The sequence below is a fragment of the Streptomyces sp. NPDC000594 genome (assembly GCF_040299965.1).
Lineage (GTDB): Bacteria > Actinomycetota > Actinomycetes > Streptomycetales > Streptomycetaceae > Streptomyces.
Map to the genome: position 1 here is coordinate 16,070 of NZ_JBEPCY010000005.1, position 24,603 is coordinate 40,672.

Genomic DNA, 24,603 nt, shown 5'->3' on the forward strand with positions numbered 1-24,603 from the left:
TCAGTGTGCGCGCCGGGCCCCGCCCCGGGTCCAGCGGGCCAGCGGGCTGCGGACCGGGACGCTCCACACCGGCTCCGGCTCCCGGTCCTCCTCCGCCAGCACGTCATTGGCGGCCAGCACCCCGCTCGCCGCCGCCCGCTCCATCAGACCGGCGGGGAAGGGCAGCCGGACCCAGTCCCCGGCCAGCCGCAGCCCGCGGGCGTCGGTGCGCACCCCGGGCCGGTCGCGGTTGCTGCCCACCCGGTGGCCACTGGCCCGCGCCTCCTTGCGCAGCTCGGTGTGGACGGGGCGCATCGCGGCGGTCTCCGGCCAGAGCACGGCCAGCTCCGCGAGCAGGGTGCGCAGGGTCTCCTCCGCCGTCGTCGCCGGGGAGCAGGCCAGCGCCTGGAGTTCCAGCACGGCCCCGCCGGTGCGCCGGGCCCACGCCCGGGAGGGTTCATGGAACCGGTGGTAGAGGACCAGCATGTCCAGCTCCTCCTCACCGGTGACCATGGAGACGGGGGAGCGCTCCGGGGCGCAGTCGCGGTCCATCCAGAGCCGGGCCACGGTGTAGGGCGGGGCCACCGGGAGCGCCGCCACCCGCTCGGTCAGCGCGGGGGCCCGCGCGGCGAGGGCGGGGGAGGCGCCGATGAGCCGCTGGGCGGCCGGCAGATCGGTGGCGAGGACCAGATGGCGGGCGGTGAGCCGGTCGCCGTCCGCGCCGGTCACCGTCCACCCGCCGGCCGGCGCCGGTTCGACGGACCGGACCGGCGCGCCCGTGCGGACCTCGGCCCCGAGTGCGCCGAGCCGGTCGGCCAGCGGGTTCCACAGGGTTGTCGTCGGATCGCCGTCGAGCACATCGAAGGGGAGTCCTTCGGGGTTGGCGAGGAAGTACGCGTGGAACATCATGATCATTTCCGCCGCCGACAGCTCCCGGTCGTCGTCGAAGAAGGAGCGGGTGAAGGACCGCATCAGCATCACCTGGGTGCGCTCCGGGTAGCCCACCGAGGCGATCAGTTCGGCCGCCGGGGTGTCGTCGAGATCGCGGTAGGTGGTGACCGGGTCGAAGCCGAGGAGCGGCAGGAGGTTCATGAGGTCCGCCGGGCGCACCCCGCGCAGGCTCAGGCTGGGGGAGCGGGCGGAGAGCGCCGCCAGATTGAGCAGCGGGAGCCGGGGGAGCCGGCCGAAGTCCTCGGTGGGCCAGCGGCGGGAGATCACCGGATAGCTGTCGGAGCGGGTGAGGAAGGAGAGCCCGGGGTCGATCCGGCGCAGCAGCGCCCGCAGGGTGTAGTAGTGCCGGAAGTATCCGTGGAAGCCGTGCTCCAGGACCTGGGGGGTGCCGTCCGGGAGGGTCATGGGCCAGGAACGGACCCGGCCGCCGAGCCGGTCGTCGGCCTCCAGCAGGGTGACCCGTACCCCCCGCTCGGCGAGGACGGTGGAGGCCGCGAGACCGGCCGGCCCGCCGCCGATCACCACCGCGTCGGTGGGCCGTGCGACGGTACGGGGCCGTCCCGCCGGACGGGTGACGAGCCGGGGCGCCATCCCGGTCAGCGCGAGGGCGGCGCGATGGGTCAACGTGCGTGGCCCATAGGGGAGTTCACCGGTCATCACGAGGCTCCTCACAGGGCTTCTCTTCGGGGGTCCTCGCAGCGTAGGGGGAGAGGGCCGGGTGAGGTGCGGGAAACGGACGGGCCGGGTGGGAAGTCGGCGGGAACGGGCCTCTTGACGGGGCCCGGCGCTCCTCGGGCACGCGCCGGGCGCTGCCCGGGGGCTTCCCGGGCGCTCTCCGAGGGCTTGCCGGGGGGCGGACACGGCGAGGCCCCGGTGCCCGGGAAAGGGATTCCCAGGGCACCGGGGCCATGCCGTCCGGCGGGTTCGGGGCCTCGGTGGGCCGGGACCTCAGCCCCGGCGGACCAGGGCGCGGACGCTGATGGCGACACCGAGCGCGCACCAGAACAGCAGGACGACGACATCCTGTCCGCTCGCGCTGTAGGTGTCCGACAGCAGCCCCGAGCGGATCAGATCACCCGCGGGCTGGAACGGCAGCACCTCATGGACCGAACGGAACCACTCGGGCAGCTGGCCCTCGGTGAAGGTGATCGGCGAGAACAGCATCACGAAGAAGACCAGCACCTGGCAGACGAGCTGGGCCAGCATCGGGGGCAGCAGCACGGCGATGGCATAGCCCACCGCGGTGGCCATCACCGCGGTCAGCGCGGAGGCGGCCACCAGCACCGGCCAGTCGATGGCGAAGCTCAGGTCGTACCGCCACTGGGCCACGAGCACCGCGACCGGGATGCCCGGCAGTGCCACGATCAGCCACACCGTCAGATCGGCGAGCAGCAGCAGCGGACGCGGCACGGGCAGCGCCCGCAGATAGGTGAAGGTGCCGCTGGTGCGCGACTGCGCCACGCCCTGCGGGACCAGGACCAGGCCGACGACCATCAGCAGCACGGTGGGGGCGCCCGAGGAGAGGAACTCGGCGGCGGGCGTGGTGATATCGGGGACCAGGAAGCCGAACCCGACGATGATGCCCGCGGCCAGCAGTGCCTGGACGATGAGGACCAGCGGGAGCATCGGGCCGACCTGCGACATCGTCCAGCGCAGCAGGGTTCCGTAGATCGTTCCGGCGCCGGTCCGCGGCGGGACGCCCCGGGGCGCGCGGGCCGGGGGCGCGGAGAGGGTCGCCTCAGACATGGGTGGCTTCCTCCTGGGTGGCGGCCGCACCCGTGGCGGCGAGATAGACGTCTTCGATGCTGGACGGGACCAGGGCGTAGCCCTCGATGAGCCCGTTCGCGCGGAGCGAGCCGGCCCAGCCGACAGCGGCCTCCGCGCCATCGGCGCCGAGGGTCAGCAGCACCCGCCGGCCGGCCCGGACGCGGCGGGTGTACGGGATCGGCACCGGGGCGGCGGACTCGGTGGGGTCGTCGCCGCCCGGGTGGAGCGAGAGTTCCAGCCGCAGATCCTGGTCACCGGTCCCGCGGAGTTGCGCGGGCGATCCGGCGACGACGACCTTGCCGTGGTCCAGGACGACCAGCTCGTCCACGACGCGTTCGGCCTCCACGACATTGTGGGTGACGAGCAGGACGCCCGCGCCCTCGTCGCCGAGCCGGCGGACGGTGTCCCACAGGCGCCGCCGCCGGGCCGCGTCCACATCGTTGGTGGGCTCGTCGAGGATGACCAGCGGCACCGGCGCGACCGCCGCCATGGCGAACGCGGTCAGCCGGCGCACACCGCCGGAGAGTCCGCCGCCGTTGGGCATGGCCCGCCGGTCCAGCCACTCATGGATGTCCAGCTCGTCGGCGAGGACGGCCACGGCGGCCCGTGCCTCGGCCGGGGACATGCCGCGCAGCCGGCCGGCGATCTCGATCGCCGCGCGCGGGGTCAGACCGTCGATGGGCGCCTGGGCCTGGGCCTGGAGCGCCACACAGCGGCGGGCGGTCGCCGGGTCGGCTATCGCGTCCGCCCCGGCCACCCGGATCGACCCGCTGTCGGGCCGGAGCAGCCCCACGACCTGGGAGACCAGGGTGGTCTTGCCCGCGCCGTTGTGTCCCAGCAGTCCGACGACCTCACCCGGCCTGACCGTCAGGCTGATCCGGTCGTTCGCGACGACCGAGCCGAACTTTCTGCTGAGGTCCTCGATCTCCAGCACTGCGCCACCCATGGCGCTCCTCTCGTCACCGATCCATCGGGGCACCGGCCGTACGAAATACTGAAGGTATTGAGATACTGCCGGTATCGCAGTGCCATTGGTATCGTGATTCCATGGGTACGTCAACTAGGATGGGGGGATGGACCGAAGCCACTCGACATCCGTGCCCCGGGTGCGGCGAAGCCGCGCCGAGCAGAAGCGGGAGACCCGTGACGCGCTGACCGTCGCGGCGCTCATGACGTTCGCCCGCGACGGGTACCACGGAGCGAGCCTGGAGGGGATCGCCAACGAGGCAGGGTTCTCCAAGGGCGCGGTCTACTCGAACTTCGGCGGCAAGGCCGAGCTGTTCCTCGCGGCGATGGACCACAATCTCCAGGCGCTGCGCGGCGCGGACTGGGACCCGTTCGCCGCACCCGAGACAGCCGCCGCACCCGAGGCGGTCGCGCCCGGGGCGGTCGCGGACGGGACGCCCGACACCCCCGACGGGGACGCGGCGGAGATGGTGCACGGCTTCGGCCTCGCGATGCTGGAGTTCATCGCGACCGCCGCCCGCGACTCCGCGCTCACCCCCCTGCTCCGCGCCCGGGTCCAGGTGCTCCTCGACGCCTATGGCCGGGTCGCCGCCCAGGGCCGCCCGGCCGGCGAGCATCTCGCGGTCGGGGAGGTCGCGCAGCTCATGGCCGCGCTCGACCAGGGCCTGTCGGTGCTCGCGCTCAGCGGCGTCGCCTCCGTCGACAGCGCACTGCTGCGCACCGGCCTGCGCCGGCTGGTGGCCCCCGCGAGCGCCGCGAACGAGCCGTCACCGGCGCGGAGCGGCCAGGGCTCGCCCCTGCCGGATGTCGAGCGGGTGCGCCAGCTCATCCATGACACCCCGGACGCCTGAGGGCGGTACCCGCCGAGGTGCAACTCGGGTGGATGGCTGAGGGTATGACCGTTTTCGTCGACTGACAGACCGTCAATGTTCCGTCAATGTGCCGCCATCTGCACCGGAGTACGCCATCTCCGATGAACTCGGACAATTGATCCGTATGGCTTGACCTCGGTGGAGACCGTCCCGAAGGGGGACGGTCTCCTGAGGGAGTATCAGCCATGACCTCATCGTTATCACGTGATGGTCCGACGGTGGATTCGGCGCGGGAGCGCCCGGTCCGAACTCGCGCTGTGCCAGCGCGAGTCGGCCGCCGCGGGCACCCGAACGGCCGCCTCCGGCACCGCCCCGCCCGCCCCGCCAGGCTGATTTGTGCGGGTGGCCATGGAGCCGAACAGGGGGGCTAGCCGGATGGACAGAAGCGGAAGCGGCTTTACTTGTACCGGATCCGCACATACGATTTCAGCCAGTAGTCAGGAGTCAGCGGGGCGCGAAGAGCACGGCGTCGGTCCCCGGCCCTGACACCGGACGGTGAGCACGGCAAGCAGGTGCCCCGCCGGATTCGGAGTGGTGCCCAGTCCCTGCTGGGCTGCCATTTTTTGGGGGTATAGGCGAGCACAAGACGGGGGTACGACGGCTTCGGCGCGGGAACACACTGCGCGGACGGCCGAGGGGGCAGTTCTTTCCCGAGCACATAGGGGTGCATCGGCATGCCTTCCGACGGTCCAGCGATCAGACAGGGCGTTCGGCCCGGCCTGATGTCGAGGCATTTCTTCCATGAGTGGCGCGGTATCCGATGCGGAACCGACGTTCGCCACCTGTGACTTATGGCCCTACGGCCCTTTTCCTGAGCATCCGCAGCGCACGTCTCACCGCGGTCGCCCCATGTCATGGGGGAGCACCGCCGCGTCGACGTGGCCGTTGCGTATGCCTGCCCATGAGGTAGCGACTCAAGAGGTAATGAGCATGGCGACGGTTGGAGTAATAGGCGCCGGGGTGATGGGCAAGGACATCGCCCTGACCTGCGCCGCCCACGGATACGACGTGGTTCTTTGCGACAGCGAACCCGAGGTGCTGGCGTCGGCGAACGGTCAGATGCGTCGTCTCGTCAGGAAGTACCGCATGATGTCGGAGGCCGTCTCCGGGTGGCGCGCGGATGAGATCCTCGGCCGGATCCGCCTTACCGACACCCCTGCGGATCTCGCCGGTGCCGACTGGATCGTCGAGAACATCGTGGAGGATGCCGACGCCAAGGAGCAGCTCTATCGAAGCCTGCGCGAGGTACTCCCCGAAGGCGTACGGATCGCGGTGAACACCAGCTGTATCTCCATCACCCGTATCGCCGCTCTCCTGCCCCGCCCCGATCGTGTGATCGGCATGCACTTCATGAACCCGGTTCCCCTGATCGAGGGCATCGAGGTCATTCGCGGACACCACACCTCCGACGAGACGACGCGGGCGGCGGAGGCCTTCGCGGCATCGCTGACCAAGCGGCCCATCGTCGTCAACGACATGCCCGGCTTCGTCTCGAACCGCCTCTCCCATCTCTTCATGAACGAGGCCGCCTTCCTGGTGCAGGACGGTGTCGCCGGGCCGGAAGAGATCGACGCCATTTTCAAGCTCGGCTACGGGCACAAGATGGGGCCGCTGGAAACGGCCGACCTCATCGGTCTCGACACCGTGGTCGACTCCTTGAAGGTCCTTTACGACGAATTCCAGGACCCGAAATTCCGCTGCTGTCCGCTGCTGAAGAAGATGGTCGCCGCAGGCTTGCTGGGGCGGAAGAGCGGCCAGGGCTTCCACACCTATGCCGCCGGAGGCTCGCTGTGACACCGGACATGAAGGCCGCGAAGTGCGTCGTCTGGGACCTCGACGACACGCTCTGGCACGGCACCCTCTCGGCCGGCGACGACGTCACCCTGAAGCCGGGTGTCGCCGAGCTGATCAGGACGCTCGACTCCCGGGGCATCCTGCTCTCGGTCGCCAGCAAGAACAACCACGACGACGCCTTCCGCAAGCTGACCGAGCTGGGTCTCGCGGAGTACTTCCTCTATCCGCAGATCAACTGGAACAGCAAGTCCAGCTCGATCGCCGAGATCCAGCGGAAGCTGAACATCGGCATCGACACCTTCCTGTTCATCGACGATCAGCCGTTCGAGCGCGACGAGGTCTCCTTCGCCCACCCCGAGGTCGAGACCGTCGACGCCGAGGACTACCTCGCCCTGGCGGACCTGCCGAGGCTCTCCCCCGAGGTGGTGACCGAGGACGCCAGGCGCCGTCGCCACATGTATCTGGAGGACGAGCGGCGCAGCGAGTCCGAACTCGCCTACCAGGGCCCCCGGGAGGAATTCCTCACCAGCCTCGGCCTGGTGTTCGGCATCTCCCGGGCCGGCGGTGACGATCTGCTGCGCCTGGAGGAATTGACCAAGCGCACCAGCCAGCTGAATTCCACCGGCATCCACTACTCGTACGAGCAGCTCACCGAGTTGATGGACCGCCCGGACCACGATCTCTGGGTCTGCGAACTGATCGACCGTTACGGCTCGTACGGGAAGATCGGTATGGCGCTGGTGGAGAAGCGGGACGACCGGTGGACCATCAAGCTGCTCCTCATGTCCTGCCGCACGGTCTCCAAGGGCGTGGGAACGGTCCTGCTCTCCTTCCTCGTCCAGCGGGCCGCCGAGGAGAACCGTCGTCTCTTCGCGGACTTCCGCCGCACCAGCCGCAACCGTCAGATGCTGCTGACGTACCAGCTGGCCAACTTCCACGTGGTGTCGCACGAAGGCGACGACTACGTCTACGAGAACGATCTCACCGTCCGTCAGGACTATCCGGAATACATCAAGGTCGAAGTCGATGCATAGCGAGGCGGTCACGGACATGGGGAATGGCGCGGTAGTGGACACGGCAGTCACTGTCAGGGAGTACGTGCGGGCGAACATGACCGCACTGAAGGACGCCGAACTCCGGGACGAGGACAATATCTTCGAGAAGGGGTTCGTGACGTCGATCTTCGCCATGCAGCTCCTGGACTTCATCGAGTCCACCTTCGAGGTGGAAGTACCGGACGACCGCATCACTTTGCAGAACTTCAGCTCGGTGAACCGCATTACCGCGATGGTGGGTGAACTGACGGATGCAGCGGGCGAGTGAGGAACTCCGGGCCGATGTCGTCGCCCGTGGCGCGGCGTTCGCCCGGACCGAGATAGCGCCCCGCGCGGCCGAGTTCGACCGCACCGGAATCCTTTCGCGGGAGGTCGTCCAGCAGATGGCCGACGCCGGATTCCTCGGTGCGTCCATCCCGGTCAAGTGGGGCGGCCAGGGCCTCGACGCCCTGGAATACGGTGAGCTGACCGAATCGATCGGCAAGGCCTGCGCCTCGACCCGGGCGCTGCTGACGGTCCATACCTCCCTGGTGGGCGAGACGCTGGTCGATCGCGCCTCCAACCGCCTCAAGGAGAAGTACCTCCCCGATCTCGCCACGGGCCGGAAGATCGGGTGCTTCGCCCTCTCCGAGGAGGGAGCCGGCTCCGATGCCGCGTCGATCACCACCACCTACCGCAAGCAGGGTGATGTCTTCGTCCTCAATGGACGGAAGAAATGGATCTCCTTCGCGGGTATCGCCGATCTGTTTCTGGTGATGGCGACCGACAACGGAACGAACAGCGCGTTCCTCGTCGAACGGGACATGGCGGGCGTCGAAATCCAGCCGATGTCGGGCTTCCTCGGCAATCGCGCGACCCACATCGCGGAGATCTCCTTCACCGAGGTGGAGGTGCCCGCGGAGAATCTGGTTTCGGCCATCGGCGTGGGCTTCAGCTTTGTCACCAACACCGCCCTCTTCCACGGCCGCTACAGCATCGCCTGGGCGGGTGTCGCCATCGCCCAGGCGGCCCTTGAGGTCATGTGCACCTATGCCACCGGACGCGAGCAGTTCGGGGTGAAGATCGGCGCCCATCAGCTGGTCCAGAAGATGGTCGCGGACGCCGTCACCCAGGTCGGGGCCGCCCGGGAACTCTGCCGCCGGGCCGGCCGGCTGCGGATGGAACGCAGCCCCGACGCGGTCATGGAGACCCATGTCGCCAAGTACTTCTCGTCCACCATCGCCCAGCAGGTGACCTCGGACGCGGTACAGATCCTCGGCGGGAACGGGTGCTGGGACCGCTACCCGGCGGAGCGCCTGTTCAGGGAGGCGAAGATCCTGGAGATCATCGAAGGCACCTCCCAGCTCCAGCAACTGATGATCGCCGACTACGGCTACAAGAAGTTCGCCGGTAACGAGCCGGGGTGGGAGAGATGAAGGGCTTCACCGCCGACGGGGGAGCGCGCCCCGCGTTCGTCTTCCCCGGACAGGGATCGGTCTGGCCCCGCATGGCGGCCGGACTGCTGGACGGATCACCCGTCTTCGCCCGCCGCCTCGGGGAGTGCGCGGACGCCCTCGCCCCCCATGTGGGCTGGTCGCTCATGGATGTGGTCCGGAGCGAGGACCCCTCCGTCTACGACCGGGCCAATGTCTCCGAGCCCGCCCTCTTCGCCATCCAGCTCGCCCTCGCCGACCTCTGGCGCTCCCACGGCGTCGAGCCGCACGCCGTCGCCGGCTACAGCCTCGGCGAGGTCTCCGCGGCCTGTGCCGCCGGAGCGCTCTCCCTGGAGGAGGCGGCCAGGGTCATCGCCCTGTGGAGCGAGGCCCAGGCACGGATGACCGGGCCCGGCGCCATGGCGCTGCTGGCCCTCCCCCGGGAGGAGGCCGAGGCCCTGCTGGCGCCGCACGGCTCCGCCCTGAGCATCGCGGGTGTGCTCGCACCCCGGTCGGTGGTGGTCGCCGGGGACCGCGACGCCATCACCCGGACCGTCGCCGAGCTGCGTACCCGGGGCACCTATGCCCAGCAGCTGTCCCTCGCCCTGGCCTGCCACTCGCCCCAGGCCGAGGAGCAGCGGGAATGGCTGCTGGACGCCCTCGGCGAGGTCGAGTGCCGCGACAGCGACATCCCCTTCCACTCCAGTGTGACCGGCGGCCCGCTGCCCACCCGTGGGCTGGACGCCGGGTACTGGTACCGCAATATGCGCCAGGCCATGCTGTTCGAGCAGGTCACCCGGGGTCTGCTGGCCGACGGCCACACCGCGCTGATCGAGCTGAGCCCCCACCCGGTACTGACCACCGCGATGCGCTCCACGGTCGAGGCCGCCGGCGCCACCACCCCCGTCCTCGGCACCCTGCGCCGGGGCCACCAGGGCCTGGACGCGTTCCGGGCCGCCCTGGCCGAGGCGTCCGCCCAGGGTGTCGCGGTATCGCACGGCATCCCGGCGTCCCCGGGCAGCGTGGCCGCGTCCGCCGCGGACGGCGTACCCCTGGGGGCGGCCTGTGCCGTACCCCTGCCCCGGGACCCGCTCGCCGACGCCGGTGAACTCGTCGAGGCCGTCTGCGCGCTGATCGTCGCCGAGCTGCGCGGTGAACCCGCCCGCGAGGTGACCGTCGGCGACCGCACCGTGGGCCCGGACGACCACGACACCAGCCTCTTCGACCTCGGATTCGACTCGGTCGAACTCGTCACCCTCCAGGACCGGCTCCAGCGACAGCTGGACGTCCGGCTGGAGAGCACCTTCATCATCGACCACCCCACCATCGGGGCCCTGGTCCGCGAGACGGGCAACCGGGTGGAGCGGCGGGCGGCCGCCCACCGGACCCCGTCCCCGGTGAACGCCCCGGACCCGTCGGAGCCCATCGCGGTGATCGGGATGTCCTTCCGGCTGCCCGGCGGCATAGACAGCCCCGAGCGGTACTGGAAGGTCCTGAGCGAACAGATCGACGTGGTCGGGGAGATCCCGGCCGACCGCTGGCGGCAGAGCCCTCTCGACATCGCCGAGGTGACCACCTCCCAGGGCGGCTACCTCAAGGACGTCGACCGGTTCGACCCCCTCTTCTTCAAGATCTCGCCCCATGAGGCCGAGCTGCTCGACCCCCAGCAGCGCCTGATCCTCGAACTGACCTGGGAGGCGTTCGAAGGCGCGGGCATCGACCCCTTCGCCGCCGGGCAGAACAGCCGGGTCGGCACCTTCGTCGGCATCTACAACAACGACTACCAGCAGGTCGGCGCCGACCTGGGGCACTCCCCGGAGGCGTACACCTACACCGGCAACATGGCCAACGCGGCGGCCGGGCGCATCTCGTACGTCTATGGCTTCCGCGGCCCCAGCATGGCGATCGACACGGCCTGCTCGTCGTCCCTCTACGCCGTCCACCTGGGCATGCGGGAACTGCGGCAGGGCGGCTGCGACCTGGTCGTCGCCGCCGGTGTCAATCTGATCCTCAGCCCCGAGGTCCATCTCTCCTGGTCCCGGCTGAGCGCCCTCTCCCCGACCGGACGCTGCCGCAGCTTCGACGACGGCGCCGACGGCTACATCCGCAGCGAGGGCGGCGCGGTCGTCGTCCTCAAGCGGCTCTCCGACGCCGAGCGCGACGGCGACCGGGTCCTGGCCGTCCTCAGCGGCTCCGCCGTCAACCACAACGGCCGCAGCGGCGGCTTCACGGTACCGAGCGGCACCGCCCAGGCCGATGTCATCGAGACCGCCCTGGCCGACGCCGGGGTCGGCATCGACGACATCTCCTATGTGGAGACCCATGGCTCGGGCACACCCATCGGGGACCCCCAGGAGGTCAACGCCCTCGCCCGGGTCTTCGCCGACCGCACCGCCAAGCTGCCCATCAGCAGCGTCAAGTCCAACCTCGGACATCTGGAGTCCGCGGCCGGAATGGCCGCGCTCTGCAAGGTGGTGCTCTCACTGGAGCACGGCCGGCTGCCGGGCACCCTGCACTTCCGGACCGGCAACCGCATGATCGACTGGGCGAACATCCCGATCGAGGTCATCGCCGAGGAGATCCCCTGGGAGCCGGCCGGCGGAAAGCGCCGCGCCGGGATCAGCTCCCTGGGCATCAGCGGCACCAACGCCCATGTCATCGTGGAGGAGTACCACCCGCGCGAGGCGACGAACGACACCCCGCCCGCGCCCGGCCTCCCCCAGCTGCTCACCGTCTCCGGCCCTTCGCGGACCGTACTGCGCACCGCGCTGGAGAAGCTGGCCGAGTGGAGCCGGGACTCCGCCGCGCCGCTCGCCGATGTCGCCCACACCCTGGGCCGCCGGCGTGCGCTGCCCCACCGCGAGGCGCTGGTCTGCGACGCCCTCACCGACCTGCCCGCCTCGGTCGGGGCCGCGCTCGACGGCGACGAGCCCCTGCCGGCCGCCCCCGCGGGCGAGGTCTTCGTCTTCTCCGGCCAGGGCACCCAGTACCCCGGCATGGCCCGTGAGCTGTACGAGCACGCCGGGACCTTCCGCCGGGAGCTGGACGAACTCGACCGCGCGTTCGCCCGCACGGGCGGTATCTCCCTGCTCGATGTCATGTTCGGGGAGGACGAGAGCGCCTTCGCCGCACCGCTGTACACCCAGCCGATGATCTTCGCAGTGGAGCTGGCGCTCGCCCGCTACTGGCAGTCGCTGGGCATCACCCCCGCGGCCGTGCTCGGCCACAGCATCGGCGAGTACGCGGCGGCCTGCTTCGCCGGGGTGATGAGCCGTGACCAGGCGGTCGACCTGGTGATGCGCCGTGCCCGGGTCATGGAGGACACCCCCCGCGACGGCGGGATGGCGACCCTGCTCTGCTCCCCGGAGCGCGCCGGGGAGCTGCTGGGCGACCACCCGGAGGTCTCGGTGGCCGCCGTGAACGCGGCGGAGAATGTCACCGTCTCCGGCGCGGGCGAGGCCCTGGGCGCCCTGCTGAAGGCCGCCCGCAAGAAGCGGATCTTCGTGGAACGCCTGGCGATCTCGCATCCGTTCCACTCGCCGGGGATGGCCCGGGGCGCCGATGAGCTGTACGAGCAGATCCGCGACCAGCGGTTCGCCGCCCCGGAGATCCCCTGGATCTCCGCGCAGACCGGCCGGCCCGTGACCGCCGATTCGGTGGTCGACGCGGCCTACTGGAGCCGCCATCTGGTCGACCCCGTCCTCTTCCGGGACGCCGTCGGCACCGCGGTCGGCCAGGGCTTCCGGGTGTTCGTCGAGGTCGCCTCGATGGCGACGCTCGGCGGGCTGATCGCCCAGGACCACCGGGACGTGGTGAACGTCCCCAGCCTGCGCAAGGGACGCTCCGACGTCCGGCAGTTCCTGGAGAGCGCCGGTCTGCTCTGGAAGCTCGGCAGGACGCTCGACCGGGACGGACTGCCGGGTACGCCCGGGAAGCTCGTCCGCGGACTTCCCCACACGCCGTTCGACAGACAGCGGATCTGGTACAGAGATCGCACCGGAGAGGGCAGTGACCTGATGTCCCCTGACATCGACAAGGCGGCAGGCGCCGGGGCCACCGGGGCCGGGACGGCCGTCGACACGGCGGCGGCGAAGGCCGCCCGCCGGACCGCCGAACGGGAGACCGTCCAGGAGTTCCTGGCCCGCGCGCTGGGCCAGATCACCGGCGCCGCCGGGGACACCATGGACGACGCGCTCGATCTGTTCTCGCTGGGCGTCGACTCCCTGATGCTCGTCCAGCTGGCCAAGCGGATCGACAAGCGGTTCGCCGTCGACATTCCCATCAAGATCTTCTTCGAGTCGCTGCACACCCTGGGGCAGCTCACCGACTTCGTCCAGGAGCACCGGCCCGAGGAGCCGCTGGAGCAGAGCGGAGCCGAGGCCCCCGCACCCGCCGAGGTCCCCGTCCGCGCCGACGCCCCTGTCGTCACCGCGCCCGCCCCGGCCCCCGTGGCCGCCACGCCCGCCGCCCTCGCCCCCGTACCGGCCGCACTTCCTGACGGGCCGGCCGCCTCCGGCCTCGAAGCCGTGGTCCGGACCCAGCTGGCCCTGATGCAGCAGCAGCTCACCCTGCTCGGCGGCGGCGCGCCCGCGCCCGCCCCCGCATCCGCGGCCGTGGCACCGGTCGCGCAGGCCCCCTCGGCGGCGGCCCCCGCCCGGAGCGCCGCACCGGCGGTCTCGCGGAAAGTCGGCTCGTACGACAACAACATCACCCTCGATGACGACCGGCTGAACGACCGGCAGAGCCGGTTCATCGAGGACTTCGTCGCGCGGTATGTCGCCAGGACCCGCCGCTCCAAGGAGTACGCCGACACCTTTCGCGGCACCCTCGCCGACTGGATCGCCTCGCTGAACTTCAACCCGAGCGTGAAGGAGACCGTCTACCCGGTCGTCTCCGCCCGGTCCAGCGGAGCCACCTTCTGGGACCTGGACGGCAACGAGTACATCGACACCGCCATCGGCTACGGCGTCCATATCTTCGGGCACAACCCCGACTTCATCCGGGACGCCATCCGCGCGCAGCTGGACCACGGCTTCGAACTGGGCCCGCAGAACAGCACCGCCGGAGAGGTCGCCCGGCTCATCCATGAGATGACCGGCGCCGAGCGGGTCGCCTTCTGCAACACCGGCACCGAGGCCGTGATGGTGTCGCTGCGGCTGGCCCGCGCGGTCAGCGGCCGGGACCGGGTCGCCCGCTTCACCAACTCGTACCACGGCAGCTCCGACGGGGTACTGGCCGAGTCGGACGGTGTCGCCACCGTCCCGCTCACCATCGGCGTCCCCCAGGCCATGGTCGACAACACCGTGGTCCTCGCCTACGGCTACCCGGACACCCTGGAGGAGATCCGGCGCCAGGGCCCCGAACTGGCCGCCGTGCTGGTCGAGCCGGTGCAGTCGCGCAACCCCGACCTCCAGCCCGCCGAGTTCCTGCGCGAGCTGCGCGAGATCTGCACCGAGCACGGGATCGCCCTGATCTTCGATGAGATGATCACCGGCTTCCGGGTCGGCGTGGGCGGCGCCCAGGAGCACTTCGGGGTCCGGGCCGATATCGCGCTGTACGGGAAGCTGGTGGCCGGCGGCATGCCGATCGGCATCGTCGCGGGCCGCGCCGCGTACCTCGACGCCGTGGACGGCGGTGCCTGGACCGACACCGACGACTCCCGGCCCGCCGCCAGGACCACCTTCTTCGCGGGTACGTTCTGCAAGCACCCGCTGTCGATGGCGGCGTCCCGGGCCGTGCTCACCCGGCTGAAGGAGTCGGGGGCCGAGCGGCTCGCCGAACTCAACGCCTTCACCGCCGAGTTCGCCCAGCGGGTCAACGCGTACCTCGACGCCGAGGAAGTGCCGCTCAAGCTGGCGCACTTCGCCTCGATGTACAAGTGGGAGCCGCTGGCCCCGCGCGATGTGGTGCACACCTCGCTGACCCAGAACCTCTTCTTCAAGCTCCTCAACCACCACGGTGTGTATGTCTGGGAGCGGCGGACGGGCAACTTCTCCTTCGCCCACACCCGGGAGCACCAGGACCGCATCCTGGCGGCGATCCGCACCACGGTGGAGGAGATGCGCGCGGGCGGCTTCGACTTCCGCCGCCGGACCTCGACGGCGGCGCTCCCCGCGACCACCGGCGCGGCCGGGCCCGGCACCGCCGTCGAGCGGCGGCAGGACGGTCCCGCCGAGGTGACCTCGCTGGAGGAGCGGGTCTATGTCCTCTCCCGGATGCGCGGCGGCAACGAGGCCTACCAGGTCGTCTTCAGCCTCCGCTTCGACGCTCCGCTCGACCCGGAGCGGGTCGCCGAGGCGTTCCGGGCCATCGCCGACCGGCATCCGAACCTCCGGCGCGGCTATGAGGTCGACGCCGACGGCCTGCGCGCCCGGGTGGCGGCGGAGATCACCCCCGAGTCCCATCTCTTCGACCGCAGGAACGACCCCGGCCTGAGCGCCGAGGACATCATGGCGGTGCTGAACCGGCCGCTCGACCTGGCGAAGCCGCCGCTGTGGCGGTACGGCATCGTCATCGACCCGGACGGCACCCACCACCTGATCGTCTCGTTCCACCACATCGTGGTCGACGGCCGCTCGGTCGAGATCATCTTCGACGATCTCGCCGCCCATCTCACCCACGGCCGGCTGGACGACCGATCCACCGAGGGCGCGGAGGGCGACGGGGGCGACGACTACGCCACCTTTGTCCGCTCCCTCGCCGAGGCGCCCGGCCGCCCCGAGTACGCCGAGCACCGCCAGTGGTGGCTGAAGCAGTTCGCGACGGTCCCCGCACCGCTGAATCTGCCGACCGACGCGCCCCACCCCGTGGTCAACGACTTCGGCGGGCGCCGCTACTACACCGAGATCGACCGCGAGCTGTACCGGGCGGCCTCGGCCGTCATCCGTGAGCAGCGGACGACCCCGCCGGTGTTCTATCTGTCGCTGTGGGCGCTGCTGCTGGCCCAGGCCACCGGCGAGGACGACCTCTGTGTCGGCGTCCCCATGGATCTGCGGCTGCTGGGCTCCTTCGAGCGGACGGTGGGCATGTTCGCCGAGTCCCTGCCGCTCCGGATCCGGCCCACCGCCGACACCCGGGTGTCGGACCTCTTCCGGCAGGTACGGGAGGTCAGCCACGCGGCCATGAACCATGCGCTCTACCCGTACAGCGAACTGGTCCAGGAGCTGGACCTGGCACGCGACCACGGGCACAACGCGCTCTTCGACACGATGTTCATCCACACCAACGCCAAGGGACGCGCCCACCGCTTCGGCGAGGCCGGCGCGGTCACCGACGACCTCGGTGCCCGGGGCTCGATGTTCGCCTTCACCTTCGAACTGACCGAGCGGGACGGCGGGCTCTTCGCCGATCTGAACTACTCGACCGTCTACGGCGAGCAGCGGATCGCCGGGCTGATGGAACAGTTCCGGATCCTGCTGGCCCGGGTGGTGGAGAATCCGGACCGGACCATCGGCGAGCTGTCGGCGCCGGCCGACGGCGACCGGGAGCGCCTGCTGGAGTGGGGGACCGGACCGGTCGTCCCGGAGCTGCCCTCCCTCCAGGAGCTGTTCGAGGCGGCCCGTGAGCGGCATGCCGAGCAGCCCGCGATCCGGTTCCGGGGCACCGACCTCACCTATGCGGAGCTGGCCGGGCGGGTGGACCGCTGTGCGGCCTTCCTCCAGGCGCACGGCGCCGCCCCCGGCGATGTCATCGGACTGCTGCTGCCGCCGTCGCCCGAGCTGATCGTGCTGATGCTGGCGGTCAACCGGGTCGGCTGCTCCTGGCTGCCGATGGACGTCAAGATGCCGGTGGCGCGGCTGCGGGACATCATCGGAACCGCCGATCCCGCGACCGTCGTCTGCACGGCGGACGCCGTGGCGGGGCTGGAGCTGGGGGCACGGCCGCTGGTGCTGCCCGACGGTGAACTGCCGGACGGGCCGGTCACCCCGGTGGCCGCCGCCCCGGACGATCTCGCGTACACCATCTTCACCTCCGGCTCCACCGGCCGGCCCAAGGGCGTGATGGTGACCAACGGGTCGCTCGCGAACTTCCTGCGCGGCATGGAACAGGCGCTGCGGTGGAACGAGCGGCGCACGGTGGCCTGCCTGACGACGCCGTCGTTCGACATCTATCTGCTGGAGACCCTGCTGACGCTGGTCACCGGCGGCACCGTGGCCGTGGCGGAGGAGAACGACGTACGGACCCCGGCGGGGATCGCCGAGTTCGTCGTCCGCAACGGTGTCCACTGCGTCCAGCTCACTCCCACCCGGCTCCGGCTGCTCCACTCGGACACGGACGCCGCGTTCGAGGCGCTGGGATCGCTGGAGAAGCTGATCGTCGGCGGGGAGGCGTTCCCCGGGGATCTGCTGCCGCAGCTGCGGGCCCATGAGGCGCTGGAGATCTTCAATGTGTACGGGCCGACGGAGACCTGCGTCTGGTCCAGCGTCAAGGAGCTGACCGGCGACGGGGAGCCGACCATCGGTACGCCCATCGCCAACACCACCTGCTATGTCCTGGACGACCAGCTGCGGCCGGTGCCGGAGGGCACGGCGGGGAACCTCTGGATCGGCGGGCTCGGGGTCTCCCCCGGCTATCTCCACCGGCCGGATCTGACCCGGGAGCTGTTCCGGGAGAACCCGTTCGGCGAGGGCCGGATCTATCTCAGCGGTGACCAGGCCCTCTGGCGCGACGGTGAGCTGCACTGCCTGGGCCGGATCGACAACCAGGTGAAGATCCGGGGCTACCGGATCGAGCTGGAGGAGATCGAGCGGGCCATCGCCGGACACGACCGGGTGACGGCCGCGGCCGCGGTCGTCCAGCGGCTCTCGCCGGGCCATGAGGTCGTCCGGGGCTTCTTCCAGGCGGCCCCGGGCGGGCCCGTCGACCCGGCCGCCCTGCGGGAGTTCCTCACGCTGACCCTGCCGGACTACATGATCCCCGCCACCCTGACGGAGGTTCCGGAGATCCCCATGACCACCAGTGGCAAGGTCGACCGCCCGGCGCTGGCCCGCCGGGCCGGCGAGCGGCCGGACGAGGAGCGACCGGACGAGGAGCGCGGCGGGGCGGCCCGCCCAGGGGTCGACCAGGAGCTGTTCGCCGCCTGGCGGAAGCTGCTCGGTGACATCCCGATCGGGTACGACGACAGCTTCTTCGACCTCGGCGGCAACTCCTTCAGTCTGGTGCTGCTGCTGAACGAGCTGGAGAAGACCTTCCCCGGGCTGCTGGATGTGAGCGATCTCTTCGCCAACCCCACGATCGGCCGACTCCGGACACATCTGGAGGAGAAGCTGGCGCGGCGGGAGCCGGACGGGCCGGTCACCGAGACCGGAGTGGTCCTTCCCGACACCTGGTTCGCGGCGGCGGGCCAGGGCGGCGGCCGGGTCGAGGCCGTCCTCCCGGAGCGGATCCGCGATGGACTCGCCCGGCTCCGCAAGGAGTCGGACCGCAGGACCGAGGAGCTGCTCCCGGCGACCTTCGCCCTGACCCTCGGCAAGGTGCTGGCCCGTGCGGAGCTGACCCTCTGTGTCGTGCGCGGTACCGACGGCGTCGCCCCGGTCCGCCTCGATCTCGCGGGCAAGGCCGATCTGCTGGAGATCGTGGACGAGTACGTCTCCGGACTCGGCACGGCCGGCCGCACCGAGCTGGAGCGCTTCACCTCGGGCCGTAACGCCGAGGGGCGGGCCTCGATCGCCTGGTGCGACACCCGGCAGCCGGACGAGGCCGGTCTGCTGCGGCACTTCGACATCGTTCTGGCGGTGGATTCCCCCGCCGCCCCGTCGACCGTCGCCATCGGCTACGCGCGGAAGATCGACTCCGCCGCCGTGGAGCGACTGCTCAACGGATTCATCAGGCTCCTCGGCATGCTGAGCGACCCGCCCGCCAAGGCGGACCAGTACAACTCACAGGAAAAGGGCAACTCGTGAACGACCTTGTGATCGTGTTTCCGGGGCAGGGGTCCCAGTTCACCGGCATGGGCAGAAGCTGGTTCGACGCGCATGAGAGCGTCCGGGACCGCTTCCGGCAGGCGTCCGGCATCGTCGGCTACTCGCTGGAGGAGCTGGTCTTCACCGCGCCGACGGCCGAACTGACCAAGACCTCGCACGCCCAGGTCGCCCTGCTGGTACTGAGCCACGCCATGTACGAGGTCGTCTCCGCGGACCGCAAGGTGCCCGTCGCCGCGATGGCGGGGCACAGCCTGGGCGAGATCACCGCCCTGCTGGCCGCCGGGGCCCTCGACTTCGAGGACGCCGTCCGCCTGGTCAAGGCCCGCGGCGAGGCCATGCAGATCTGTGCGACCGAGAACAGCACCGGGATGATCGCCGCCGTCGGGACCCCGGTGGCCGAGGTCGAGCGGTACGTCGCCGAGGTCAACGCCGACGGCCACCGGGTGCAGGTCGCCAACTACAACGCGGACCGGCAGACCGTGCTCTCCGGGACGCTGGACGAGCTGAAGGTCATGACCGCCCATCTGGAGGACCGGGGCTGCAAGGTCGTCCGGCTCAATGTGGCCGGGGCCTTCCACAGCACCTATATGGAGGGCGCGGTCGCCGCCTACACCCGGGTGATCGAGGAGATCGACGTCCGGGACCCGGCCGTCCCGGTGTACAGCACCGTCACCGGCCGGGTGTACGGGAGCGCCCAGGAGATCAGGGACGCGCTCGCCGTCCAGCTGACGAGCCCGGTCCGCTGGAGCACGGTCGTCGCCGCGCTGGCCGAGCGCGAGGTCGGCCTGTGGATCGAGGCCGGGCCGAAGCAGGTGCTCAAGAAGCTGATCGCGGGCGCCGTCGGCGGTGACACCGTCCACAGCCTGGACGAGGGGACCGAGGAGGCCCTCGCCGCGCTCGACCGGTTCATCGAGCGGAAGCGCCGCGAGCCCGGCCTGGTCGGGCTCTGCATGGGCGCCGCCGCCGCGACGCGCAACCGCAACTTCGACGAGGACGCGTACGCCGCCGGTGTGGTCGCCCCCTACCGCCGGCTCCAGGAGCTGGGCCGACTGGACAAGGACGAGGTCACCGAGGAGCAGCGGCGCACCGCGCTGGAGCTGCTCGGCACCATCATGACGACCAAGCGCGTCCCCGAGCCGGAGCAGCGGGAGCGGATCGCGTCGATCCTGCGGCGGACCGGCGGGGCGGGCCTGGAGACGAGCACGGGAGCGCCGACCGGATGAAGCCTTTGCTCGGTCTCGGGGATCTGGACCTCACGGACCTGCCCGAGGACAACGACGCCCTGATCACCCACGCCCGTTCACCGCAGGCCCCCGGCCCGGTCGCCATCATCGGCATGAGCGGCCGGGCGGGCGAGGCGGAGAACCTGGACGAGTTCTGGGCGATGGTCCTGCGCGGCGGGGAGGGCCGCTCCCCGCTGTCGCCGGAGCGGCGCGCCGATGTCGCGGCGTATCTCGCCGCCCGAGGGGTGACCGCGCCGGTGGCGGAGGAGCGCTACATCGGCGGCACCCGGATGCGTTCCGTGGCCGAATTCGACTACCGGTTCTTCTCGCTCTCCCCGCAGGAGGCCAAGACGATCGACCCCAACCAGCGGATCTTCCTGGAGACGGCATGGGCCGCCCTGGAGGACGCCGGTGTGCTCAACCAGGAGATCCACGGCGAGCGGGTCGGGGTCTACGCGGGGCTCTCGGGGGACTTCGGCGACGACTACCGCACGGTCATCCAGGCGGTCGCCCCCGAGGCCCCGGAGATCGCGGTGGCCGGCAATGTGAAGTCGATCACCGGGAGCAGGATCGCGTATCTGCTGGACCTCAAGGGTCCGTCGATGGTCATCGACACGGCCTGCTCCTCCGGTCTGGTGGCGGCGTACACCGCCTTCCGGGCCATCCAGCGCGGTGAGTGCACGATGGCGCTGGTCGGCGCGGTCAACACCGATCTGGTGCCGGTCGAGGCGGATGCCTCCGGCATCGGCTTCAAGGACATCCAGGACACCTCGTCCCCGGACGGCCGCACCCGGACCTTCGACCGCAAGGGCGAGGGCACCCGCCCCGCCGAGGGCTGCTTCGTCTTCGTCCTCAAGGACCTCGACCGCGCCCGCCGGGACGGCGACCCCATCCATGCCGTCATCATGGGCGGCGCCGTCAACCAGGACGGTGCCTCCAACGGCATCACGGCCCCCAACTCCGAGGCCCAGGCCGATCTGATCGAGGCGGCCCTCAACGACGCCGGGGTCGACGCCGAGCGGATCAGCTGTATCGAGGCGCACGGCACGGCCACCCGGCTCGGCGACCCGATCGAGATCAGCGGTATCGAGCGGGCCTTCTCCCGGCAGACCTCGCGCAAGCAGTTCTGTGCCATCGGTACGGTCAAGACCAATATCGGGCACATGGACAACGCGTCCGGCCTGGCGGGTCTCGCCAAGCTGGTGATGTCGCTGAAGCGGCGGACCCTGCCCGCGAGCCTCCACTTCGAGGAGCCCAACCCGAACATCACCTTCCCGCAGACGCCCGTCTATGTGAACGACACCACGGTGCCCTGGTCCGACGACCCGGCGGAGACGCTGTACGCGGGCATCAACAGCTTCGGGCTGAGCGGGACCAACTGCCATCTGGTGGTGCGCGGCGCGGACCCCCTTCCGGCGCGGGAGCGTACCCGGGAGTCGGCGGGGGAGTCCTTCCTGCTGCCGCTGAGCGCCCGTGACGCACGGGGTCTGCACCGGCTGGTGGAGCGCTACCGCTCCTTCCTCGCCGACCACGAGCCGGACCTCGCCGATCTCACCCACACCGCGTCGGCCGGGCGTCCGCACCACCCGGTGCGGGCCGCGTTCACCTTCGGGAGCCGTACGGAGCTGCTGGCGCTGCTCGACGGTTTCCTCGCGGCGCGGGGCCCCGTAACGGACAGCGCGTCCGCCCCGGAAGCGCACCCCGGACCCGCCGGGGACGAGCAGGCGGACCCGGCGTCGGACCTGGCGTACGGCGAGCTCCGGCTGGTGCCGGAGCGGACCGCGACCAGTGACCCCCGGGCCCTCACCGAGGCCGAGCGCGACGGGCTGAGCGAGCGGGCGGCCGCCCTCCTCGCCGGCGGCGCGGCGGACCGGGCGGCCCGGCGGCTCCTCGGCTCCCTCTACGCCCGGGGTGCCGAGATCGACTGGCGGCGCGCCGCGTCCCCGGACGCCCGGCGGATCCCGCTGCCCACCTATCCGTTCGAGCGGACCCGGTGCTGGATCGAGGCGCCCGCACGGCCCCGCCGGGCCGGGCTCACCGACGGCGCGCGGCTGCTGCGCGCCTGGGACCGGGACATCAGTGTGTCCCGGCTGGATCCGGCGACCATGTGGGAGCTGGCCGACCACCGGATCCACGGGGTCAGCGTGCTGCCGGGGACCGGGCTGGTCGAGATGGTCGTGGAGACCGCTCAGCGGCTCGGCCACGGCCCGGAGCTGGCCCTGCGGAACATCCGCTTCGAGCTGCCCCTCGCGGTCGCCGACGGCGAGGACGCCGAGGCCCATGTCATCGTGGAGCCCCGGGGTGAGACCAGCCAGGTCACCATCGCGACCCGGCCCGCGGACGGTCCCTGGGTGCGCAACGCGACCGCCGAACTGGTCCACGGTGCCGTGCCCGCGCCCCCCGCCCCGCTCGATCTCGCGGGCATCCGGCGGCGGATGACCCGGGAACTCCGGCTGGACGACGCCGTCGACATCGCCAATGGCCTGGTCATCGGCGAGCGCTGGACCCGCAGTGTGGTGCACGGCGCGGCGGACGACGACGCCACCGAGATCCTGTACGAGCACGAGCTGCCGGCGGCGTACCGGGAGGAGACCGGTGACTACCACCTCCACCCGGCGCTGCTGGACGCCCTGATCAACGCGCCCAACACCCTCTACGACGAGGAGCGGCTCTATCTGCCCTTCTCCTACGGTCTGCTGACGGTCCACGGGCGGCTGCCGGCCCATGTCCTGACCCACTTCCGCAAGCGCCCCGAGTCCATCGACGGCGAGCTGTATGTCTTCGATGTGACCGTGGCCGACACGGCGGGACGGACCGTGCTGACGGTGGAGAACTACTGCATCAAGTCGGCGGCCGGTCTCGATCTCGCCGGGACCGGGGAGTTCGGCCACACCGAGGTGTACCGGCGGACGAGTCAGCCGGAGGCCGCCGCTCCGGGGCAGGGCGCCGTACTGCTCGCCGGGGACTTCGGCGACGCGCTGGAGGGCCTGCTCCAGGAGGTGCGGACGGCCGGTTACGACCCGGTCCACATCGCATCCGCCCAGGACGGGGCGGCCGACGAACGGCTCGGCGGGGACCGCCGCTTCGCCTTCGGCCTGCTGTCGGCCCGGGGCACGGGGACCGCGGGGTCGCTCGCCGACCGGGTGACCGGACCGGTGGACGCCTCCCTCGCCCTGCTCACGCTGATCGCGGAGCAGCGCCCCGACTTCGCGGCCGGGCTGTCGGTCCTGACCCGGCACGCCCTCGCCGTCACCGGCGACGAGAGCGCCGTCGACCCCGGCCAGGCCGGGGTGGTGGGCCTGATGCGGATCGCGGCACTGGAGTACACCGGCCTCGGTATCCGCGTCCTCGACGGCGACGAGCACACCGCTCCCGAGCGGATCGTGGCCGAGGCCCGGAGCACCGGCCGGCCGCCGTTCCTCGCCTACCGCGCCGGACAGCCGTACGAGCCCCACCTCACCAAGTGCGCGATACCGCCGGCCGCCGCCGAGGGGGCCGGGGTACCGGTCACCGACGGGGTGACCGTGATCTCGGGCGGCACCGGCGGTCTCGGCACCGCCGTGGCCCGGGATCTGGCCCGCCGGGGCGCCCGCAGGATCGTTCTGCTGGGCTCGGTCTCCGGCGACACCCCGCGCGAGCCGCAGCTCACCGCCGAGTGGGAGCGGCTCCGGGAGGAGCTGGCGGGCTTTGAGATCGTCCGGCTCCCGCTGGAGGACCGGGAGGCGGTCGAGAAGACCGTCGCCGCCATCCGCGAGCGGCACGGCAGGATCTCCACCGTGCTCCATCTCGCCGGGCGGCCCGGTATCGGCTATCTGCACACCAAGAGCGCCGACACCTTCCGCAGCGTCTACCGGCCGAAGGCCCTGGGCGCCGTCCATCTCCATGAGGCCACCCTCGCCGACGAGCTGGACCACTTCATCGTGTTCTCCAGCATCTCCGGCCTCGATCTGGCCGCCGGACAGGCCGACTACACGGCCGCCAACCTCGTCCTGGACAGCCTGGCGCGGTACCGCGTCCGGGCCGGTCTGCCGGCGCTGAGCATCCAGTGGCCCGCCTGGCGCGAGACCGGGATGGCGATGCGGCTGAACGCCGTCTCCGAGGACGACCTCTTCCCGCCGCTGGGCACCGACGAGGCGGTCGGCCTGCTGGAGCGGCTGATGGCCTGGGAGGAGCACCCGGTGGTGCTGATGCCCGGCCGGATGCGGAAGCCGACGGCCCCGGCCCGTACCGAGGGCGACCGGCGGCCCGGCACACCGGGCGGGCGCGCGGTGGTGCTCTACGGACTGGAGGACGTGGGCGAGGTCGAGCAGGCCATCGCGGAGATCTGGGCGGACACCCTCGATGTCCCCGAGATCGACGCCCATGACCACTTCGTCGATCTCGGCGGAAATTCCCTCCTCATATCGCAGATGCTGAAGCTCTACGACGACCGCTATCCCGGACTGATGGATGTCGCCGATCTGTTCCGGTACACGACCATTGCCGCCCAAGTGGGGTGCATCAAGGAGAAACTCGGTGTCGAACCGGCCCCCGTCGTGACCGCACCGCCCGTGATCGGGCCGCCCGTCATCGGGCCGGACGACGGAGACATCGACCGACTGCTGGACCTGGCCGAGCAGGGCGTGGTCCTGGCAGACGAATCCCAGCGCTTCATCTAGACA

At 71.1% G+C, this 24,603-nt stretch carries 11 protein-coding genes; 8 read left to right on the top strand and 3 right to left on the bottom strand.

Annotated features, from left to right (window positions below):
- The 3 genes from ABT354_RS09460 to ABT354_RS09470 all read right to left on the bottom strand — a co-directional run bounded on the left by ABT354_RS09460 (position 1) and on the right by ABT354_RS09470 (position 3,643).
- Entirely contained in the window at positions 1–1,587 is a 1,587-nt protein-coding gene (locus ABT354_RS09460) for a hydroxysqualene dehydroxylase (protein ID WP_351491205.1), read from the bottom strand.
- Positions 1,588–1,878: 291 nt separating this feature from the next.
- Entirely contained in the window at positions 1,879–2,676 is a 798-nt protein-coding gene (locus ABT354_RS09465; RefSeq protein WP_351491207.1) for an ABC transporter permease, read from the bottom strand.
- On the bottom strand, positions 2,669–3,643 hold the full coding sequence (locus tag ABT354_RS09470; RefSeq protein ID WP_351491210.1) for an ABC transporter ATP-binding protein: 975 nt from the start codon (positions 3,641–3,643) through the stop codon (positions 2,669–2,671). The genes ABT354_RS09465 and ABT354_RS09470 overlap by 8 nt, the downstream gene beginning before the upstream one ends.
- Before the next feature lie 127 nt (positions 3,644–3,770).
- On the opposite strand from ABT354_RS09470, the gene ABT354_RS09475 reads away from it, so the two are divergent.
- The 8 genes from ABT354_RS09475 to ABT354_RS09510 all read left to right on the top strand — a co-directional run bounded on the left by ABT354_RS09475 (position 3,771) and on the right by ABT354_RS09510 (position 24,600).
- Positions 3,771–4,514, top strand: a complete 744-nt coding sequence (locus ABT354_RS09475; protein ID WP_351491212.1) for a TetR/AcrR family transcriptional regulator — start codon at positions 3,771–3,773, stop codon at positions 4,512–4,514.
- Positions 4,515–5,465: 951 nt separating this feature from the next.
- A complete protein-coding gene (locus ABT354_RS09480; RefSeq protein WP_351492013.1) occupies positions 5,466–6,329 on the top strand; it encodes a 3-hydroxyacyl-CoA dehydrogenase family protein in 864 nt (287 codons plus the stop codon).
- On the top strand, positions 6,326–7,363 hold the full coding sequence (locus tag ABT354_RS09485) for an HAD-IIIC family phosphatase (RefSeq protein ID WP_351491214.1): 1,038 nt from the start codon (positions 6,326–6,328) through the stop codon (positions 7,361–7,363). Before ABT354_RS09480 ends, ABT354_RS09485 begins: the two co-directional genes overlap by 4 nt.
- On the top strand, positions 7,356–7,652 hold the full coding sequence (locus tag ABT354_RS09490) for a phosphopantetheine-binding protein (protein WP_351491216.1): 297 nt from the start codon (positions 7,356–7,358) through the stop codon (positions 7,650–7,652). Before ABT354_RS09485 ends, ABT354_RS09490 begins: the two co-directional genes overlap by 8 nt.
- Entirely contained in the window at positions 7,636–8,799 is a 1,164-nt protein-coding gene (locus ABT354_RS09495; protein ID WP_351491219.1) for an acyl-CoA dehydrogenase family protein, read from the top strand. The genes ABT354_RS09490 and ABT354_RS09495 overlap by 17 nt, the downstream gene beginning before the upstream one ends.
- A complete protein-coding gene (locus ABT354_RS09500; protein ID WP_351492016.1) occupies positions 8,796–18,698 on the top strand; it encodes a non-ribosomal peptide synthetase/type I polyketide synthase in 9,903 nt (3,300 codons plus the stop codon). The genes ABT354_RS09495 and ABT354_RS09500 overlap by 4 nt, the downstream gene beginning before the upstream one ends.
- Positions 18,695–19,942, top strand: coding sequence for an ACP S-malonyltransferase (locus ABT354_RS09505; RefSeq protein WP_351491222.1), 1,248 nt, complete (start codon positions 18,695–18,697; stop codon positions 19,940–19,942). The genes ABT354_RS09500 and ABT354_RS09505 overlap by 4 nt, the downstream gene beginning before the upstream one ends.
- The gene (locus ABT354_RS09510; protein WP_351491224.1) at positions 19,939–24,600 is read left to right on the top strand and encodes an SDR family NAD(P)-dependent oxidoreductase; all 4,662 of its coding nucleotides are present in this window, start codon (positions 19,939–19,941) and stop codon (positions 24,598–24,600) included. The genes ABT354_RS09505 and ABT354_RS09510 overlap by 4 nt, the downstream gene beginning before the upstream one ends.
- The last annotated feature ends 3 nt before the right edge of the window (positions 24,601–24,603 follow it).

What these genes read in the sequence shown, in the direction of transcription:
- ABT354_RS09500 (WP_351492016.1), top strand. Translation starts at nt 8,796, where the DNA reads ATGAAGGGCTTCACCGCCGACGGGGGAGCGCGCCCCGCGTTCGTCTTC.
- ABT354_RS09490 (WP_351491216.1), top strand. Translation starts at nt 7,356, where the DNA reads ATGCATAGCGAGGCGGTCACGGACATGGGGAATGGCGCGGTAGTGGAC.
- ABT354_RS09460 (WP_351491205.1), bottom strand. Translation starts at nt 1,587, where the DNA reads ATGACCGGTGAACTCCCCTATGGGCCACGCACGTTGACCCATCGCGCC.
- ABT354_RS09465 (WP_351491207.1), bottom strand. Translation starts at nt 2,676, where the DNA reads ATGTCTGAGGCGACCCTCTCCGCGCCCCCGGCCCGCGCGCCCCGGGGC.
- ABT354_RS09495 (WP_351491219.1), top strand. Translation starts at nt 7,636, where the DNA reads ATGCAGCGGGCGAGTGAGGAACTCCGGGCCGATGTCGTCGCCCGTGGC.
- ABT354_RS09480 (WP_351492013.1), top strand. Translation starts at nt 5,466, where the DNA reads ATGGCGACGGTTGGAGTAATAGGCGCCGGGGTGATGGGCAAGGACATC.
- ABT354_RS09470 (WP_351491210.1), bottom strand. Translation starts at nt 3,643, where the DNA reads ATGGGTGGCGCAGTGCTGGAGATCGAGGACCTCAGCAGAAAGTTCGGC.
- ABT354_RS09475 (WP_351491212.1), top strand. Translation starts at nt 3,771, where the DNA reads ATGGACCGAAGCCACTCGACATCCGTGCCCCGGGTGCGGCGAAGCCGC.
- ABT354_RS09510 (WP_351491224.1), top strand. Translation starts at nt 19,939, where the DNA reads ATGAAGCCTTTGCTCGGTCTCGGGGATCTGGACCTCACGGACCTGCCC.